General features: G+C 67.2%; 16 protein-coding genes. 5 read left to right on the forward strand and 11 right to left on the reverse strand.

The window, feature by feature from the left end:
* The coding region (locus NQJ30_RS04820; protein WP_255768612.1) for a hypothetical protein at positions 1–609 on the forward strand (609 nt) is incomplete at its 5' end.
* A gap of 47 nt (positions 610–656) precedes the next feature.
* Here the strand turns inward: NQJ30_RS04820 and NQJ30_RS04825 are convergent.
* The gene (locus NQJ30_RS04825; RefSeq protein ID WP_255768613.1) at positions 657–1904 is read right to left on the reverse strand and encodes an NAD(P)/FAD-dependent oxidoreductase; all 1248 of its coding nucleotides are present in this window, start codon (positions 1902–1904) and stop codon (positions 657–659) included.
* 109 nt (positions 1905–2013) lie between these two features.
* On the opposite strand from NQJ30_RS04825, the gene NQJ30_RS04830 reads away from it, so the two are divergent.
* Positions 2014–2535 carry an Lrp/AsnC family transcriptional regulator gene (locus tag NQJ30_RS04830; RefSeq protein WP_255768614.1) on the forward strand — a complete coding sequence of 174 codons (522 nt, stop codon included), beginning with the start codon at positions 2014–2016 and terminating at the stop codon, positions 2533–2535.
* A 9-nt stretch (positions 2536–2544) separates the two neighbouring features.
* Here NQJ30_RS04830 and NQJ30_RS04835 read toward each other — a convergent pair whose 3' ends face one another.
* On the reverse strand, positions 2545–3618 hold the full coding sequence (locus tag NQJ30_RS04835; RefSeq protein ID WP_441339089.1) for a DNA polymerase IV: 1074 nt from the start codon (positions 3616–3618) through the stop codon (positions 2545–2547).
* Positions 3619–3797: 179 nt separating this feature from the next.
* On the opposite strand from NQJ30_RS04835, the gene NQJ30_RS04840 reads away from it, so the two are divergent.
* On the forward strand, positions 3798–4517 hold the full coding sequence (locus tag NQJ30_RS04840) for an SDR family NAD(P)-dependent oxidoreductase (protein WP_255768615.1): 720 nt from the start codon (positions 3798–3800) through the stop codon (positions 4515–4517).
* 66 nt (positions 4518–4583) lie between these two features.
* Here NQJ30_RS04840 and clpB read toward each other — a convergent pair whose 3' ends face one another.
* The 7 genes from clpB to NQJ30_RS04875 form a co-directional block, all read right to left on the reverse strand.
* Positions 4584–7241, reverse strand: coding sequence for an ATP-dependent chaperone ClpB (gene clpB, locus NQJ30_RS04845; RefSeq protein WP_255768616.1), 2658 nt, complete (start codon positions 7239–7241; stop codon positions 4584–4586).
* Between the two features lie 178 nt (positions 7242–7419).
* Positions 7420–8082 carry a hypothetical protein gene (locus NQJ30_RS04850; protein ID WP_255768617.1) on the reverse strand — a complete coding sequence of 221 codons (663 nt, stop codon included), beginning with the start codon at positions 8080–8082 and terminating at the stop codon, positions 7420–7422.
* 122 nt (positions 8083–8204) lie between these two features.
* Positions 8205–9269: a sulfate/molybdate ABC transporter ATP-binding protein gene (locus tag NQJ30_RS04855; RefSeq protein WP_255768618.1), complete on the reverse strand. Its 1065-nt coding sequence runs from the start codon at positions 9267–9269 to the stop codon at positions 8205–8207.
* The gene (locus NQJ30_RS04860; protein WP_255768619.1) at positions 9266–10120 is read right to left on the reverse strand and encodes an ABC transporter permease; all 855 of its coding nucleotides are present in this window, start codon (positions 10118–10120) and stop codon (positions 9266–9268) included. Before NQJ30_RS04860 ends, NQJ30_RS04855 begins: the two co-directional genes overlap by 4 nt.
* A gap of 5 nt (positions 10121–10125) precedes the next feature.
* Positions 10126–10935 carry a molybdate ABC transporter substrate-binding protein gene (gene modA, locus NQJ30_RS04865; protein WP_255768620.1) on the reverse strand — a complete coding sequence of 270 codons (810 nt, stop codon included), beginning with the start codon at positions 10933–10935 and terminating at the stop codon, positions 10126–10128.
* Positions 10932–11342, reverse strand: coding sequence for a TOBE domain-containing protein (locus tag NQJ30_RS04870; protein ID WP_255768621.1), 411 nt, complete (start codon positions 11340–11342; stop codon positions 10932–10934). The genes modA and NQJ30_RS04870 overlap by 4 nt, the downstream gene beginning before the upstream one ends.
* A 59-nt stretch (positions 11343–11401) precedes the next feature.
* Positions 11402–12943, reverse strand: a complete 1542-nt coding sequence (locus NQJ30_RS04875; protein WP_255768622.1) for an FAD-dependent oxidoreductase — start codon at positions 12941–12943, stop codon at positions 11402–11404.
* Between the two features lie 182 nt (positions 12944–13125).
* Between NQJ30_RS04875 and NQJ30_RS04880 the strand changes: the two genes are divergently transcribed.
* Positions 13126–14460 (forward strand): FAD-binding oxidoreductase, encoded by a 1335-nt coding sequence (locus NQJ30_RS04880; RefSeq protein WP_255768623.1) that lies wholly within the window; start codon positions 13126–13128, stop codon positions 14458–14460.
* Positions 14461–14500: 40 nt separating this feature from the next.
* Positions 14501–15370 carry a DUF4031 domain-containing protein gene (locus tag NQJ30_RS04885; protein WP_255768625.1) on the forward strand — a complete coding sequence of 290 codons (870 nt, stop codon included), beginning with the start codon at positions 14501–14503 and terminating at the stop codon, positions 15368–15370.
* Between the two features lie 36 nt (positions 15371–15406).
* On the opposite strand, the gene NQJ30_RS04890 is transcribed toward NQJ30_RS04885, so the two are convergent.
* A complete protein-coding gene (locus NQJ30_RS04890) occupies positions 15407–15808 on the reverse strand; it encodes a YccF domain-containing protein (RefSeq protein WP_255768626.1) in 402 nt (133 codons plus the stop codon).
* A gap of 111 nt (positions 15809–15919) precedes the next feature.
* Positions 15920–16519 carry a phosphoribosylanthranilate isomerase gene (locus tag NQJ30_RS04895; RefSeq protein ID WP_255768627.1) on the reverse strand — a complete coding sequence of 200 codons (600 nt, stop codon included), beginning with the start codon at positions 16517–16519 and terminating at the stop codon, positions 15920–15922.
* Positions 16520–16576 lie beyond the last annotated feature (57 nt).

Below are 16576 nucleotides of genomic sequence, written 5' to 3' on the forward strand. Positions count from 1 at the left end.
GCGCCGCCCCAGGCGTTTGCCCTGAACCTCTACCGGGACGGGGACTTCGTTCCGCAGTACACCTTCGACTGGTGTGTTGCGGCGAGCATCCAGATCGCGCACAACCTCATCGATAACACCGGCGGCACATGGGCCGACAGGGCTCAGCAGAGCGAGCTGTGGGAGATGGCCAGGGCACGGTCCTCCAACTCGTTCAACGGCGCCAACCCGTTCGGTTGGGCGCAGGTGCTGACCGAGTCCGGGATGGGCCCCTACAAGGTGGTGAGCATCGCCGATTATCAGGACGCACTGCGGACCGCGGCGCGGGCCATTGCGGACACGGACCGGCCGGTGGGGCTGGTCATGTGGAGCGGCCGGCATGCCTGGGTGATGAGCGGTTTTGAGTCGCTCGGCGATCCTCAGCACTACCCCGGTTTCACGGTCACGGGCATCCGCGTCCAGGATCCCCTCTACCCGTACGGAAGCCAGCAGTGGGGACCGTCGCCCGCGCCGAACAGCCTGCTCACGCCCGACGAGCTGGCCACGCAGTTCGTAGTCCGCGAGCCGCGACGCTGGAGCAGCGACCTTCCCACCGGCTACCTGCTGGTGCTGCCTACAGCCGCGGCCTGATCAGGTCCTGCCTGATCAGGCCGCGCCCGCTGGCGGCACGCAGAGCATTACCGGAGCGGATCGAAGGGGCGGATCTCATCCGGGATGTGACCGGTGGCGATCTGCTCGGCCAGCAGTTTGCCGGTGGCCGGTCCCAGCACGATGCCCCACATGCCGTGACCGCCTGCAACGTAGACCCCGGGGGAACGCGTCGCCCCAACTACCGGCAGCCCGTCGGGCGTGACCGGACGTGCGCCCACCCAAATATCCTCAAGGTTCTCCAGGTCCATGTTGGTGAACAGCGGCCGCACGGAGGCGAGGATGGCGTCAATGCGACCAGTCTGCAAGGGCTCGTCCGGGCCGCGGAACTCCATGGTGCCGGCAATCCGCAGGCGGCCCTGGTACGGCGTGCACGCCACCCGGCGGGCCGGGAAGTAGATGGGGAACTCGGCGGGATCGTCCGTGGCCACGCTGAAGGAATAGCCGCGGCCGGCCTGGATCTGGGTCTTCACGCCCAGCGGCTTGGCCAGCGCCGGCAGCCACGCTCCGGTGGCAAGCACCACGACGTCGGCGTCAACCGGCTCCTGCCCGTAGCTCTCCACCGAGATCCCCTGCGGGCCGTGACGCAGCGAGCGCACTTCCCTGCCGGTGAGGATCCTTCCGCCCCTGGCCTGCACGGCTTCGGCGAGTGCCTCGACAAACGGCCCGGGTTCGATGAACCGCTGGTCCCCCATCTCGTAGACGGCGGAGACGCCGGCGGAGAGCTGCGGCACCTTAAGCTGCGGATTGTCCAGGCGCGTCAGCGGCACCTTCTGGCCGGCTTTCTCCACTTGCTGGATCTCGTGGATGAAGGGCTTGCTTTCCTTTTCCTGCTCGAACCCGATAACGAAGGGCCCCTTACGCGTCCACGCTTCCACGCCGCCGGAAGTCAGCTCGTCGAAGGCGTCCAGTGCCACCCGGTCGATCGGTGTCAGGGCAGCCATGGCCTTGTCCCAGGCCTTGGCCGTGGCGTGCAGCCCGAAGCGGGCCAGGAACGCCCACAGCTTCGGATCCAGCCGGGCCGGGATATGGAGCGGCGCAGTGGAATCCAGCAGCGCCTTCGGGGCGTAGGACCACAGGGTGGGGTCGGCGAGGGGCATGGCCATGCCTGGCGTGAGCCAGCCGGCGTTGCCCCACGAGGCGCCGGCAGCGACGCCGGAACGCTCCAGGACTGTCACTTCGATGCCGCGTTCCTGCAGGTGCCAGGCCGTAGCCAGGCCAACCATTCCAGCACCGACAACGACGGCGGTGCGCGGCGACTGTGCACGTGCGTACATTCCACTCTCCTTCAACCATGACTTATGCCACATGGCATTGCCTTCAGTCTGAAGAATGCAAAAACCAACCTCAATTGATTCGGCAATCATTCTGGGGAAAGCTGGGCTTATGCCAAATTATTCAGAAAGAGGCGGTAGTTTCCCTCCGGGACCGAACAACGCTCGGCACGCATTCCTGGACGAAACGGACCGCCTCATCGTCCGGATGCTGCAGGCTGACGCGCGGACGCCGAACAACGCCATTGCCGCCGCGGCCGGCATCGCCCCGTCCACCTGCCACGGCCGGATCCGCTCCCTTCAGGAGCGGGGCGTCATCCGGGGCTTCCACGCTGATGTGGATCCGGCGGCAGTTGGCCGCGGACTGCAGGCCCTGATAGCCATCCGGCTGCATGCGCACGCGCGAGCCAACCTCACCGAATTCGAAAACTACCTGGCCGGGCTGCCCGATGTCGAGAGCATCTTCTTCGTCACCGGGGACCGGGACTTCCTCATCCACGTCGCCGTGGCCGATTCCGCCGCACTCCGTGACCTGGTGGCCGCCAACCTGAGCCTCAGGCCCGAAGTGGCCGGCACGAACACCACTGTGATCTTCGAATACGTGCGGCCCACGGAAAGATCGCCCTCCGCCTGACCTGCACCGTTACCAACCGCCCCGGGTGGGCGTATGACCCTTTCGGGCGTCGTCGGGCATTGCCATCTCGGCTCGCAGGCCCAGCAGCCGGATGGGGCGGTTCGGCTCGATTGCGGTTGCGAGGTCCAGGGCCCGGGCGAGGATTTCGACCCGGTCGAAGGTCTCCGGGATCTTCCTCGCATGGGTTGTGGTGAGGAACGGGGCATACCGGACCTTGAGGGTCAGCCCGACCACGGGCCGCCCTTCGGCCACAACATCCTCCAGGACATGCGCCGTCAGCTCCCGCACGGCCTCGTCCACCTGGGCGGGCTCGGTCAGGTCCCGCTGGAAGGTGGTCTCCCGGCTGTGCCCGCGCGCCACCCACGGGGTGTCATCCACCACGCTGGCGCCGTCGCCGCGCCCCAGCTCGGCATACCAGAGACCCATCTTGGGACCGAACTCGGGGACCAGGCTCTGGGGGTCGGACGCGGCGAGCTCGGCGACCGTATTGATGCCCAGTTTGGCCAGCCGGGCAGACACTTTGGCGCCGACGCCCCACAGGTCCCGGGTGGGTCGAGGGCCCATGACATTCAGCCAGTTCCCGGCGGTGAGGCGGAAGACGCCCGCCGGCTTGCCAAAACCGGTGGCCACCTTGGCCCGGACCAGGGTGTCGCCGATGCCCACACTGCAATGCAGCTGAGTACGTTCCAGCACAGCGGCCTGCACCTGCCGGGCGTAAGCTTCCGGGTCCTCCGCCTCAATACCCATGAAGGCTTCGTCCCAGCCGAGCACCTGCACGGTAGCGCCGGGCCGGGCACGCAGCGTAGCCATTACCGTTTCAGACGCCGCGAGATAGGCCTCGTGATCGACGGGCAGGATCACGGCGTCGGGCACTTTCCGGGCCGCAACACGCAACGGCATGCCGGAGCCCACCCCGAACGCCCTGGCTTCGTAGGATGCGGTGGACACCACGGCACGTTCGGTGGGGTCACCCCGGCCCCCGACGATGATCGGCTTACCCGCAAGTTCAGGCCGCCGGAGCACTTCGACCGCAGCGATGAACTGGTCGAGATCAACATGCAGCACCCACGGGACTCCGCTCACGCCACCAGTCTGCCGCAAACATCCCCGGCATTTCAGAATCAGTTGCGGTCAGCCGCAACAAAAAGGTTGACTTATCAAGTATTGGTGCGACAATAGATGCATACGCATACAAAACGCGTACCGCGGGAACATCGTTACCACCGTGACCCGCGCAATCGCTCTAGAGATTGGACTGACTCATGCAACTCGAGAACAAGGTCGCATTCATTACCGGCGGCGGATCGGGGCTCGGTCTCGCGACCGCAAAGTCCTTCATTGCCGAAGGCGCCAAGGTCATGATCTTCGACTACAACCCCAAGTCGCAAGAGGTTGCAGACCAGATCGGCGCGAAGTTCGTCCAGGGCGACGTCTCCAAGGCCGAGAACGTTCAGGCCGCCGTCGCCAAGACGGTTGAAGAATTCGGCCGCGTGGACATTGCGGTCGCCTCCGCAGGAGTGGGCGGCGAGGGCGACGTTGTCACCTCGACGGTCGACAACTGGGAGCGCACCAACGGCATCGACTACTCCGGGGTTTTCTACACCAACAAGTACGTCATCGAACAGCTCCTCAAGCAGGGCCAAGGCGGCGTTGTAGTCAACCTCGCGTCCATGTTCGGCCTCGTTGCCGTGTCCAACAACATCGCCTACTCTGCCTCCAAGGGCGGCGTTGTGAACATGACCCGCGCCGCCGGGACAATGTACGCGAAGGAGGGCATCCGCGTGAACGCGGTGGCCCCGGGCGTTATCCGTACCCCGCTCATCGACGAGCCCACCCTCGAGCAGTATGCAAAGCTGCACCCGGCCGGCCGCGTCGGCGAGGCGCAGGAAGTTGCCGACCTCATCACCTTCCTGGCAAGCGACAAGGCAAAGTTCATCACGGGTGCCACCATTCCGATCGACGGCGGCTACACGGCCGTCTAGCCGGAACAGGCACCGCGCGAAAGTGCCCCCTCCCAACGGAGGGGGCACTTTCGCGTCATGATTCCCTTACGCCTTCCGCCGCACCACCAGGCCGGTTCCGGCGGGAGCACCGCCGTCGGGCCCTGCCTTTGCCTCCAACCCGTCAACGGTGAGTTCTTCGACGTCGGCAGCGGTGTCCACCAGCACGGTGTCACCGTCCGCGATGTCCCCGGCGAGGATGGCCTTCGCCAGCCGGTCACCGATCTCCCGTTGCACCAGCCGGCGGAGCGGCCGGGCACCGTACGCGGGATCAAAACCGGTCATGGCCAGCCAGGCGCGGGCGCCCTCGGTGACGTCCAGGGTGAGCCGGCGGTCGTGAAGCCGCTTACCGAGCTCGGCCACCTGGAGTTCCACGATGTGTGCCAGCTCGTCCACCGTGAGGGCGTCGAACAGCACCACCTCGTCCAGCCGGTTCAGGAACTCAGGCTTGAAGGAGGCGTTGACCGTGGCCATTACGGCGTTCCGTTTGGCCTCCGGATCCAGCGTAGGATCCACCAGGAACTGGCTCCCCAGGTTCGAGGTCAGCACCAGGATCACGTTGCGGAAGTCCACGGTGCGGCCCTGGCCGTCGGTGAGGCGGCCGTCATCGAGCACCTGCAGAAGGATGTCGAAGACCTCAGGGTGGGCCTTCTCCACCTCGTCCAGCAGGATCACCGAATACGGCCGACGGCGGACTGCCTCCGTCAGCTGGCCGCCCTCCTCGTAGCCCACGTAGCCGGGAGGCGCACCAACGAGCCGTGCCACCGAGTGCTTCTCGCCGTACTCGGACATGTCGATCCGCACCATGGCGCGCTCGTCGTCGAAAAGGAAGTCCGCGAGTGCCTTGGCGAGCTCGGTTTTACCCACACCGGTGGGGCCCAGGAACAGGAATGAACCGGTGGGCCGGTTGGGGTCGCTGATGCCGGCACGGGCACGCCGCACGGCGTCGGACACCGCGGTGACGGCCTTGGCCTGGCCAATGAGCCGCCGGCCCAGCTCCTCCTCCATGTGCAGCAATTTTTGGCTTTCACCCTGCAGCATGCGGCCGGCCGGAATACCGGTCCAGGCGGAGATGACCTCGGCGATATCGTCCGCCGTGACCTGCTCGGCCACCATCTGGGCGGGCTTGTCCGTGTTGGCTTCCTCCGCGGCCGCCGCTGCGCTCAGTTCGCGTTCGAGGGCCGGGATTTCGCCGTAAAGGATCCGGGACGCCGTCTCCAGATCACCCTCCCGGGCGGCCTTGTCGTACGTGGACCGCAGCTCGTCGAGCTTGGCCTTGAGGTCGCCCACGCGGTTCAGGCCGGCCTTTTCAGCCTCCCAGCGCGCGTTGAGTGCATCCAGCTCCTCGGTCTTGTCCGCTTTGTCGGCCCGCAGGGCTGCCAGGCGCTCCACGGAGGCGGCGTCTTTTTCGTTTTCGAGGGCCAGCTCTTCCATGGTGAGCCGGTCCACGGCACGGCGGAGCTGGTCGATCTCCTCCGGCGCGGAGTCGATCTCCATGCGCAGCCGGGAGGCGGCCTCATCAACCAGGTCGATGGCCTTGTCCGGCAGCTGCCGGCCTGAAATGTACCGGTTGGACAGCGTGGCCGCCGCCACCAGTGCGGAGTCCGCGATGGTCACCTTGTGGTGCGCCTCGTAGCGTTCTTTGAGGCCGCGAAGGATGCCGATGGTGTCCTCCACGCTGGGCTCGCCCACGTACACCTGCTGGAACCGGCGCTCCAAGGCGGGATCCTTTTCGATGTTCTCTCGGTACTCATCCAGCGTGGTGGCACCGATCAGCCGCAGCTCGCCGCGGGCCAGCATGGGCTTGAGCATGTTGCCGGCATCCATCGACGACTCGCCCGTGGCACCGGCACCCACCACCGTGTGGATCTCGTCGATGAACGTGACGATCTGCCCCTCGGAGTTCTTGATTTCCTCAAGGACGGCCTTAAGCCGCTCCTCGAACTCGCCGCGGTATTTCGCACCGGCCACCATCGAGGCCAGGTCCAGGGCGATCAGGGTCTTGCCGCGCAGACTTTCGGGCACGTCGCCTTCCACGATGCGCTGGGCGAGGCCTTCGACGACGGCAGTCTTACCCACGCCGGGCTCGCCGATAATCACCGGGTTGTTCTTGGTGCGGCGGCTCAGCACCTGGATGATGCGGCGGATCTCGGTGTCACGGCCGATCACCGGGTCCAGCTTGCCCGAGCGCGCCATCGCGGTGAGGTCGGTGCCGAACTTCTCCAGGGACTGGAACGTGTTTTCGGGATCCGGGCTGGTCACCTTGCGGTCCCCTCGGACACCCGGCAGGGCGGCGAGCAGCGCCTCATGGGAGGCACCGGCGTCGCGCATTAACCGCCCGACGGCGTCACTCCCAGCAGAGAGCCCCAGCAGCAGCATCTCGGTGGACACGAAGGTGTCACCGAGGCGTTCGGCCTCGTTTTTGGCGTTTTGGATGGCCTGCAGCGCAGGCCGGGACAGCTGCGCCTGCTGCGTGGAACCGCCCGATGTAGCCGGCAGGGCCTTGATGGCGCTGCTCGCCTGCACGCTGACGGCGTCCGGGTCAGCACCGGTGGCGCGGAGGAGCGCGACGGCGACACCCTCCCGCTGGTCCATCAGCCCTTTGAGCAGGTGGGCCGGCTCAACCTGGGGGTTGCCGATGGTGGAGGCGTTCATGGCTGCCGCCGATAGAGCCTCCTGGCTCTTGGTGGTGAATTTGACGTCCAAAGAGAGCTCCTTCCGATTTAAGCATTTTCGCTAAGTTGAGTCTACTACGCTCAACTTTACGCGCGGTCTGCTACGCCTCATGTTTGCCGACGGCGAACTTCCTGTCCAGAGCCCTTCGGAGTTTTGTCCAGATATTCGGCCTCTTGCCGCCCAAAAGCGCCATTATCTGGACAAAAACTCAATAGCCGGCGGCAGGCTTGGTCTCGATATAGTTGATCACCAGGAAATCCCCGGCCGGGACCAGCTCCACGTACCAGCGGGTCGGTTTGTCCAGGTCTTCCCAGCTTCCCTGGCCCGCAACGACAGGACGGTAGACGGCGTCGAACTTCAGGAATGTCCCGCTGTCCGTGGCGCTGGAATCGATCTCCTTCAACAGCTCGAACTTCCCGCGGCCACCCGACTCCGGCAGGGCAAGCCGGACGGACGCCAGGTTCTGCTGGTTCATCACCTTCACGGACGCGAAGTACTCCCACCAGGCCACGTCGCTGTGGGAAGTGAACAGGGTGCTGGAGTAGGCCTCCGCGTTCCGGGCCGCCAGCCGCTCAACGCAGTTTTCGGGGACCGTGGTGCCGGGGCTCCAGGCGGTGACCAGTTCGGATCCGGCATTGAGCCACGCGCCGTAGGCGTTCAGGACGCTCCCGATCGTTTCGCGCGGCGTTCCTATCGGGATGCGGACGGGTGTCAGGTCGTTCTTGCCAACGAAGGGGCATTCCGGCGGCAGCGCCGACACGGGCGTGGCCGGGGCGATGTCCGGCGGGGGCGTCGGCGACGGAACCAGGCTGCAGCCAGCAAGGCCTGTCAGCAGCGCCAGCGCGGCAGCCGCCGTCGTGATTATCTTCAAGTTTCTTCCCCCCAATACCGCCGCCGCACCCGGACGACGCTGCCCAGCCTACCCGCCGCCCGGCGCCCCGGATGTGCGAGAGCGTCCGGCAAAACCGTGCAGCAAGTGCGAGAGCGTTGGGGTCAGACGGGGTAGATGGCCACCGCCCCGGCCTTGATCACGAAGTACACCCGCAGGCCCGGGGCGAGCGCCAGGTCCGCGGCGGCAGCGGGCGTGATGTCCGCACTCAGTTGGCCGTCTTCGCCGGCGCGGACGCGGATCTGGTCACCATGCGGCTCCAGGTCCGTGATGGTCACCGGGAAGGTGTTGCGCGGGCTGCCGTGCGCTTCGGACAGGAAGATGGAAACGGCCGACGGCGGGAAGACCGCCACGCCGGGCTGTCCCGTGGGCAGCGGGCCGGGGAGGTCGTGGTGCTGTCCGTAGAGGTTCAGCCCGCCCGACCGGAGGCCGTGCTCCGTGATGTCGCCGGCCAGGAAGTTGAGCCCGGCGAGCCCGGCGGCAAACCGGCTGCGCGGCCGCTGCAGGACCTCGCGGGTGGGGCCTTCCTCGGTGATCCGCCCGTCCTCCAGGATGACCACGCGGTCGGCCAGCATGAGGGCATCGAGGACGTCGTGGGTGATGATGATGGCGCGCCTGTTGTGGAGTACGCGCTTGAGCAGCCGCCGGAGCAGCGGCGCGGCATGGATGTCCAGGGCGGCCATCGGCTCGTCCAACAGCAGGAGTCCGGGATTGGCCGCGAGCGCCCGCGCCACCGCCACCCGCTGGGCCTGCCCGCCGGAGAGCTCGCCCGGGCGCCTCGCCTGCAGGTCCGTGGCCTCGACTTCAGCGAGCCAGCGCAGGGCCGACTCCTTGGCCGCACGTTTGGACGCGCCTGCACTCCGGGGCCCAAACGCAACATTGTCCAGCACGCTCAGGTGCGGAAAGAGCAGCGGTTCCTGGGCCAGCAGGCCGGTGCCGCGATGGTGCGGCGCGGTCCATTCCCCACGCCCGGCGGTCAGGTCAAACAGGGTCCTGCCGTCCAGTTCGGCCCTCCCGGAGTCCGGATGCAGCAGGCCCGCGATGACGTTGAGCAGGGTGGATTTGCCCGCGCCGTTGGCTCCCATGACGGCTACGGTTTCGGCCGGGCCGACGCGCAGGGACACGTCGAACCCGCGCTGTTCCACGGCGGCCTGAACCAGAAACGTCACTGGACGCCACCGCCCGCGGCGCGCGCCGTCGTCGTACTCTCCGTATTTGCAGGCCTGCCGGCGCGCGGGCCGCGGTACGCGAGCGCCACCACGGCGATGGCCACCGCGACGAGGACCAGGGAAAGCGCGACGGCGGCATCGGCGTCCGTCTCGCGCTGCAGGTAGATTTCCAGCGGCAGGGTCCGGGTCACGCCCTGCAGGCTGCCCGCGAACGTGAGGGTGGCGCCGAATTCGCCGAGGCTGCGCGCGAAGGAGAGAACCGCGCCGGACGCGAGGCCCGGGAGCACCAGCGGGAGCGTGACCCGGCGCAGCACGGTGCTGGGGCGGGCGCCGAGGGTTGCAGCCACCGCTTCATATTTCGGTCCCGCGATGCGCAGGGCGCCCTCAAGGCTGACCACCAGGAACGGCAGCGCAACGAAGGTCTGGGCCAGCACCACAGCAGTGGTGGAGAACGCGATCTGCACACCGGCAACTTCCAGCGTCCTGCCCAACAGCCCCTGCCGGCCGAACGTGTACAGCAGCGCGATGCCGCCCACCACCGGCGGCAGGACCAGCGGCAGGAGGACCAGCGAGCGCAGGATCCGCTGGCCGGGAAAGCTGCCGCGGGCCAGGACCAAGGCGAGGGGCACCCCCAGGATGACGCACAGCACGGTGCTTGCCGCCGAGGTGCGCAGGCTCAGGCCCAGGGCCGTCAGTGACGATTCCGACGTGACCAGCGGAATGAAGTTGGCCCAGTTGACCTTGGCCACCATGGCCGCCAGCGGGAGCACCACCAACAGCGCCCCGACGATGGCCACGGCGTAGATCCAGGCGGGAACCCCGGTGTAGGTGGCGGCCTTGCGGGCCGTCATGGTCCTCATGGTGTGCCGAAGCCGGCCTCTCCGAGCGTCTTCCGGCCTTCCGCGCCGGTCACCATGGCGATGAAAGCCTGCGCGAGTTCCTTGTTGCGGGCCGGACTTACTGCGGCGATGGGGTACGTGTTGACGGCCCCGCTGGACTCGGGAAACGTGATCCCCTTGACCTTGTCTCCCGCGCCCTTGATGTCCGTGACGTACACCAGGCCGGCGTCGGCTTCGCCGGAAGTCACCTTGCCCAGGACGTCCGTGACCGACGATTCCTCACTCACCGGGGAGATGGTCACGCCGGCAGCTTTCTCCACCGCGTCGGCGGCCGCCCCGCAGGGAACCTGGCTGGCGCAGAGTACCACCCGGGTGCCGGGCTTCGCCAGATCGGCGAAGGATGCGATCGACGCCGGATTCGACGGCGGGACGGCAATCTCCAGGACATTGGTGGCAAAGTTCTTCGCGGTTCCGTCGAGGAGCTTGGCGTCGGCAAGCTTGGCCATGTTCTTCGTGTCCGCCGAGGCAAAGACATCGGCGGGCGCGCCCGCCGTGATCTGGGTGACCAGGTCCGATGAGCCGGCGAAGCTCAGTGCGACCTTCGTGCCGGGATTCTTTGCCTCGAACTGTGCGGCGAGGTCCGTGAAGGTGGCTTTCAGGGAGGCCGCGGCGAAGACGGTCACAGTCCCGGAGAGCTGCCCGGTGGAACCTGACGGGGAGGCCCCGGGTGCGGATGCCCCGGGTGCGGTGGATGCCGCGCAGCCGGTGAGGCCCGCCATGACGGCGGCGGTGATCACCGCGGTCTTCAGATGCTTGGTGGCGCTCATGCGGAGCCCTGTCCCTGCTGGGTTTCGATGATCACAGTGGTGGCCTTGACCACGGCAGTGGCCACGGAGCCGAGTTCCAGGCCCAGATCGCGGACGGCCTCGCTGCTCATCAGCGAGACCACACGGAAGGGCCCGCACTGGAGTTCCACCTGCGCCATGACCTTGTCCGTGGTGATGCCCGTGACCAGTCCGACAAACCGGTTGCGCGCCGAGCTGCCGCCCCGGTGCGGATCGTCCGGGAGCTGGGCAAGTTTCTGGGCGTGCCGGGCCAGTTCCAGGCCATCCACGGCCAGCCGGCCGGTGTCGTCTTTGAGGGCGGCGAGGGTCCCGTTGTCCGTCCAGCGCCGGATGGTGTCATCGCTGACGCCCAGGAACCGGGCGGCTTCTGATACGCGAATAGTGGGCATTCGGCCAGTTTAGACCGCATTTGCGGTTTTGCGGCCTATTTAGGGCTTCCCGGCAGGTGTTACGGCAGGTGCTCCGGCCCGGGCGGGAGGTTGGTGGTGGCGGGCCCGTGGATGACCGTGCCGTCGACGGCGAAGCGGGAGCCGTGGCAAGGGCAGTCCCACGTGGTGTCGGCGGCATTGAACTCAACGGTGCAGCCAAGGTGGGTGCAGATGGCTGACAGTGAGTGGATGCGCCCGTCGCCGTCCCTGTATACGGCGGCACTCTCACCGGCCACATCCAGAACTGCTCCCTCGCCGGGGGCCAGCGAGTCTTCGCGGGGCGCCGGTGCTGTCTCGGCAGGCGCTGCCGCGGTAGCCGCGGTGGGCACCCCCGAGGCAGCGTCCCCCACCGCGCCGGCCCCGGCGGCCGGGGCGCGTCGGTTGCTGTCGAACACCGCTGCCCAGGGGGTCTCCCGTCCGCCGAGGGTGTCTGCGAGGATGAGGGCCGCAGCCGTTCCGTTGGTCAGACCCCATTTGCGCAGCCCGGTGATGACGTACACATGCCGGGCGTCCGCGGACATGAGTCCGACGTACGGCAGCCCGTCCGCAGGCAAGTTGTCCTGGGTTGACCAGCGGTGGGTGATTTCTCGGACGCCCAGCCTGTCGCGGGCGAAGGCGGCGAGCCGGCCGAACCTCCCGGCGGTGTCGCCCGCCTCGGAAGCGGGATGCCCTTCCCCGCCCGTCAGCACATAACTCTGGCCATCGATGGCGACGGTCAGGATGGAGCGCATCGGTTCGTCCACGCTAATGAACGTCGCGTCAAGCGGCGGCGCATCCACGCGTCCGGCCACGATGTAGGAGCGGTGCGGCTGGCAACGGGAATCGAAAGCCCCGTCGTCGCCGAACGGCACGTTGGTGGCGACGATGATGTCGCGCGCCCGGACCGTCCCGCCGTCGGTATCCACCACACCCGGACTGCCGTCGTGAAGCCGCAGCGCCCGAGTCTGTTCGAAGACGAAGCTGCCATCGCCATGGACTGCGCGCGCCAGGCCCTGCAGGTACTTCACCGCGTGGAACTGTGCCTGCCCGTCAAACCGGACCGCACCCTTCGCCGGAAACGGCAGCGGCACATCCGATGTGAAGCTCGAGGGAAGGCCCAGGCTGGCGGCCAGATCCGCTTCGGCACGGACCAGCTGGAGGGCCTCGTCGGTCTCGGCATAGGTGTAGTTGGTGACCAGGCGGAAGTCACACTCGATGCCCTCCGCAGCCACCACCCGCCGGATGTGGTCGATTGCGTCCTGGTTGGCCTGGCCGTAGATGCGGGCGGTGTCCGTGCCGTGGCTGCGGACCAGGTCGGTGTAGGCAAGCCGGTGCAGCGAGGTGACTTTGCCGGTGGTGTGGCCGGTGACGCCGGTTCCCACCCGCGCCGCCTCGAGGACCGCCACGGTGTGCCCGGCGCGTTTGAGCGCCAAGGCCGCCGTCAGTCCGGCAACACCGGCCCCGATGACCGCCACGTCCGCCTCTGCGTCGCGGTCCAGTGCCGGATAGCCGGTCTCCCCGGCAGAGGCAAGCCAGAGGGAAACAGGTTCACCTTGCAGCCGCCCGCCGCCTGGTATCTCCATTGGAACCTCCCCGTTGACGGAACGTGCAGCCACATGTGTGCTGATCATCCGCCTTCCGCCGGGGAATATCAACGGCCCCAGTGCCGCAGTATGCGCAGGTCAGCGGCGCGCTGTGGAACATCGCCTGCCGGCGTCCTACGCTATGGGGAGGGGAGGGGCCGTGGTCGCTGAGGAGCATCGCCATGAAGTGGATCAGGCCCGACAGCCCCGACTTTGACCAGGCCCGCAGGGTCTTCAACGCCATGATTGACAAACGTCCGGCGGTCATCGCCCAGTGTTCGGGTGACGCCGAGGTAGCCGAGGCCCTCCGCTATGGACGCGATAACGCCATGGTCGTTGCCGTCCGGGCCGGCGGGCATTCCGTGGCCGGCATGTCCACGAACGACGGCGGCCTGGTGATCGATGTCCGGCCCATGAAGTCGATCGGCGTGGATCCGGAGTCCGGCATGGTCACCGTCGGCGCAGGCGTGACCTGGGGCGAGTTCGACCATGCCGCACAGGAGCACGGGCTGGCCGTGACCGGCGGGCGCGCCTCCACCACCGGCGTCGCAGGCTTCACCCTCGGCGGCGGTTCCGGGTGGCTGGAACGCGCGTACGGGTTCGCCTGTGACAGCCTCGTCTCGGTAGACCTGGTGACGGCCGACGGCGATCGGGTCACCGCGAGTGCTAAGGAAAACCCCGAACTCTTCTGGGCCCTGCACGGCGGCGGCGGAAACTTTGGCGTGGCCACGTCCTTTACGTTCCAGGCGCACAGGCTCGGTCCCATGGTGCACGCCGGAATGTGGTTGTGGCCCGGCGAGGAGGCCACTCACATTTCGCGGGCTTACCGGGACCTTGCCCTGGCGGCCCCGGACAGTGTGGGCCTCGGAATGCTCTATCTGACCGCGCCGCCGGAACCGTTTGTGCCCGAGCATCTCGTGGGGAAAATGGCCGTGGTCATCGGCTACGTCTATGCGGGAGACCCTGAGGAGGGTTCTGAACATGCCCGGCCCTTCCGTGAACTCATGCCTGCCGTTGACCTGGTAGGCGACACGCCGTACGCCGAGTTCAACGGCGCCCTGGATGATCCGCCGGACCACTACAACTACTGGAGCTCGGATTATCACAACGAACTGTCCGACGACGCCCTGGACGTGTTTGTGGACTCGGCCAGGAACCTGCCCGACGCCACCTCCCAGCAACTGGTCGCGCGCTGGGGCGGCGCTGTCGGCGGTACTGCGGGCGCAGCCACCCCGCTGATTAACAGGGACGCGGCCTGGGTGAGCCACCCGTACGGCATCTCCCCCACGCCCGAGGAAGGCCAGCTCGCCAAGGCCTGGGTCAAGGACTTCCGGCAGAAAATTGCGCCCTACGCCACCGGCGGTGTGTGGCTGAATTTCATCGGCAACGAGGGCCACGACCGCATCCGTGCCGCGTTCGGCGACGCCAACTACGCGCGGCTGGCGAGGGTCAAACGGGACTTCGATCCGCAGAACATCTTCCAGGGCAACCAGAACATCCTGCCGGCGGGCTCCTGAGTTCGGGCTCCTGCCGTCCAGCCCGAACTAGACTTCTTGCATGTCGATCTATATCGATCCGCCCCTCTGGCCTGCCCACGATACACACTTTTCACATCTGGTCTCCGACTCCTCGCTGGCGGAGCTGCACGCCTTCGCGGCCGCGGCGGGCATCCCGGACAGGGCGTTCGACGGCGACCACTACGACGTTCCGGAGCGCCGGTTCGATGACCTCGTGGCGGCCGGCGCTGTCCCGGTCGAGGGCCGCATCTTGGTCCGCAAACTGATCGCCAGCGGGCTGCGCATCCCTGCCAGGCAGCGCAGCAAATCCCTCAAAGTGCCGCTGCTGCACCGCTGGGAAAGCATCATGCCCGGCCACGACGCCCTCTTCCTGGACCTCCTGGATCGGTGGGGCGAGGACCACCGCAAGTACCACGGCCGTACCCACCTGCTGGCCGTCCTCGAGGCCTTGGACCTGCTCACCGAGCCTGCCGATCCGCCGAAGACCGTGCTGCTGGCGGCCTGGTTCCACGATGCCGTGTACCGCGGGGTTGCAGGCCAGGATGAGGAGGAATCCGCACGGCTGGCCGAAGACCGGCTGGCTGAGGCTGGACTCCCGGCGGCTGAGGTTGAGGAGGTGGCGCGCCTGGTCATGCTGACGTCGGACCACCGTCCGGAGCCGGGGGACGACGACGGCGCCCTCATCTGCGACGCGGACCTTTCGGTCCTCGGCGGGGAACCGGAGCCCTACGCCCGGTATGTGGCCGCCGTCCGCGAAGACTACGCGCACATCGGCGACGCCGATTTCGCCGCCGGACGCGCCGCCGTCGTACGCCAGTTACTGGAACTGGACCCGCTCTTCCACAGCCCCCGGGCACGGGAGCTGTGGCTGGACGCCGCCCGCCGGAACCTGCACGGCGAGCTCGCCTGACCCGGACGGCAGGGAGTTCTGCGCCCTGCGCGCGCGTCAGCGGTAGGCGCTAATAAAGGGCCGGTTGGTGGGGACGATCTGCTTGCCCAGCGGCATCAGGCTCACCGGGATGAGCTTCAGGTTGGCGATGGCCAGCGGGATGCCGATGATGGTGATCGCCATGGCGAAGGCCGTCACCACGTGCCCGATCGCGATCCAGATGCCGGCCACCAGCAGCCAGATGACATTCCCCAGCAGGGAGAACACACCCGTTCCGCCGGGCTTGTCCACTACCATCCGACCGAACGGCCAGAGCGTGTACGCCGCGATCCGGAAGGACGCGATGCCCCAGGGGATGGTGACGATCAGCAGGCAGCAGATGATGCCCGCCGTGAAGTAGCCCAGGGCAAGCCAGAATCCGCCGAAAACGAGCCAGATGATGTTGAGCAGAGTCTTCATGTGTCCATTGTGCCCTGCAGGGTCTGACAAAAACGTCGGGGTCTGCCCTGATTGGCCCCTGATTTCTGCCGCCTTGGGCCGTTCCCCGGCCGCAAGCTTCAGCCGATGACCTTAGCCTTTGGCCGCCGTCACGAACGCGGCGATCTTATCCAGGTCCTTCACCCCGCGCGACGCTTCCACGCCGGAGGAGACGTCTACACCCCATGCGCCCGCTGCCGCGGCGGCGTCGCTGACGTTGCCGGGATTCAGTCCGCCGGCCAGGAGCCACTGGCGGCCCTGAAGTGCTGTCACGTCAACCATGGAGGCGTAGTCCCACGTTTCACCGGACCCGGGGACGGCGGCGTCGATCAACAGGATGTCCTCGCCCCAGTTGGCGAAGGCGTCCGCGGTGGCTGCCATGGTGACCGCCCTGATGAGCTTCATGCCGGCGTCGTGCACTGTGGTGACGTCCGCCGGGGTGAGGTCGCCATGGAGCTGGATCCATTCGAGTCCGGCGGTGCGGGCGATTGCGAGGGCATCGGCCACGGGTTCATGCCGGAAAACGCCGATGGCGGTCACGCCGGCAGGCACGCCTGCCAGCAGCGCCGAAACCTGGGACGGCGAGACCGCGCGAGGACTCGCAGTCAGCACAAACCCCACCGCGTCAGCCCCGGCGTCGACGGCAACGCGGACCGATTCAGGCGTACTAAGACCACATATTTTGACGAACATTTCAGGCTCCTCGAGTCTTTGTGTGCTATGTCCCCCGGGAGGAGAGTAGCAGGCGTG

It is taken from the genome of Pseudarthrobacter sulfonivorans, from assembly GCF_024391045.1.
In the GTDB taxonomy this organism is placed as follows: domain Bacteria; phylum Actinomycetota; class Actinomycetes; order Actinomycetales; family Micrococcaceae; genus Arthrobacter; species Arthrobacter sulfonivorans_B.

What these genes read in the sequence shown, in the direction of transcription:
- NQJ30_RS04825 (WP_255768613.1), bottom strand. Translation starts at nt 1,904, where the DNA reads ATGTACGCACGTGCACAGTCGCCGCGCACCGCCGTCGTTGTCGGTGCT.
- NQJ30_RS04830 (WP_255768614.1), top strand. Translation starts at nt 2,014, where the DNA reads ATGCCAAATTATTCAGAAAGAGGCGGTAGTTTCCCTCCGGGACCGAAC.
- NQJ30_RS04840 (WP_255768615.1), top strand. Translation starts at nt 3,798, where the DNA reads ATGCAACTCGAGAACAAGGTCGCATTCATTACCGGCGGCGGATCGGGG.
- NQJ30_RS04860 (WP_255768619.1), bottom strand. Translation starts at nt 10,120, where the DNA reads ATGACGGCCCGCAAGGCCGCCACCTACACCGGGGTTCCCGCCTGGATC.
- modA (WP_255768620.1), bottom strand. Translation starts at nt 10,935, where the DNA reads ATGAGCGCCACCAAGCATCTGAAGACCGCGGTGATCACCGCCGCCGTC.
- NQJ30_RS04870 (WP_255768621.1), bottom strand. Translation starts at nt 11,342, where the DNA reads ATGCCCACTATTCGCGTATCAGAAGCCGCCCGGTTCCTGGGCGTCAGC.
- NQJ30_RS04875 (WP_255768622.1), bottom strand. Translation starts at nt 12,943, where the DNA reads ATGGAGATACCAGGCGGCGGGCGGCTGCAAGGTGAACCTGTTTCCCTC.
- NQJ30_RS04880 (WP_255768623.1), top strand. Translation starts at nt 13,126, where the DNA reads ATGAAGTGGATCAGGCCCGACAGCCCCGACTTTGACCAGGCCCGCAGG.
- NQJ30_RS04885 (WP_255768625.1), top strand. Translation starts at nt 14,501, where the DNA reads ATGTCGATCTATATCGATCCGCCCCTCTGGCCTGCCCACGATACACAC.
- NQJ30_RS04890 (WP_255768626.1), bottom strand. Translation starts at nt 15,808, where the DNA reads ATGAAGACTCTGCTCAACATCATCTGGCTCGTTTTCGGCGGATTCTGG.
- NQJ30_RS04895 (WP_255768627.1), bottom strand. Translation starts at nt 16,519, where the DNA reads ATGTTCGTCAAAATATGTGGTCTTAGTACGCCTGAATCGGTCCGCGTT.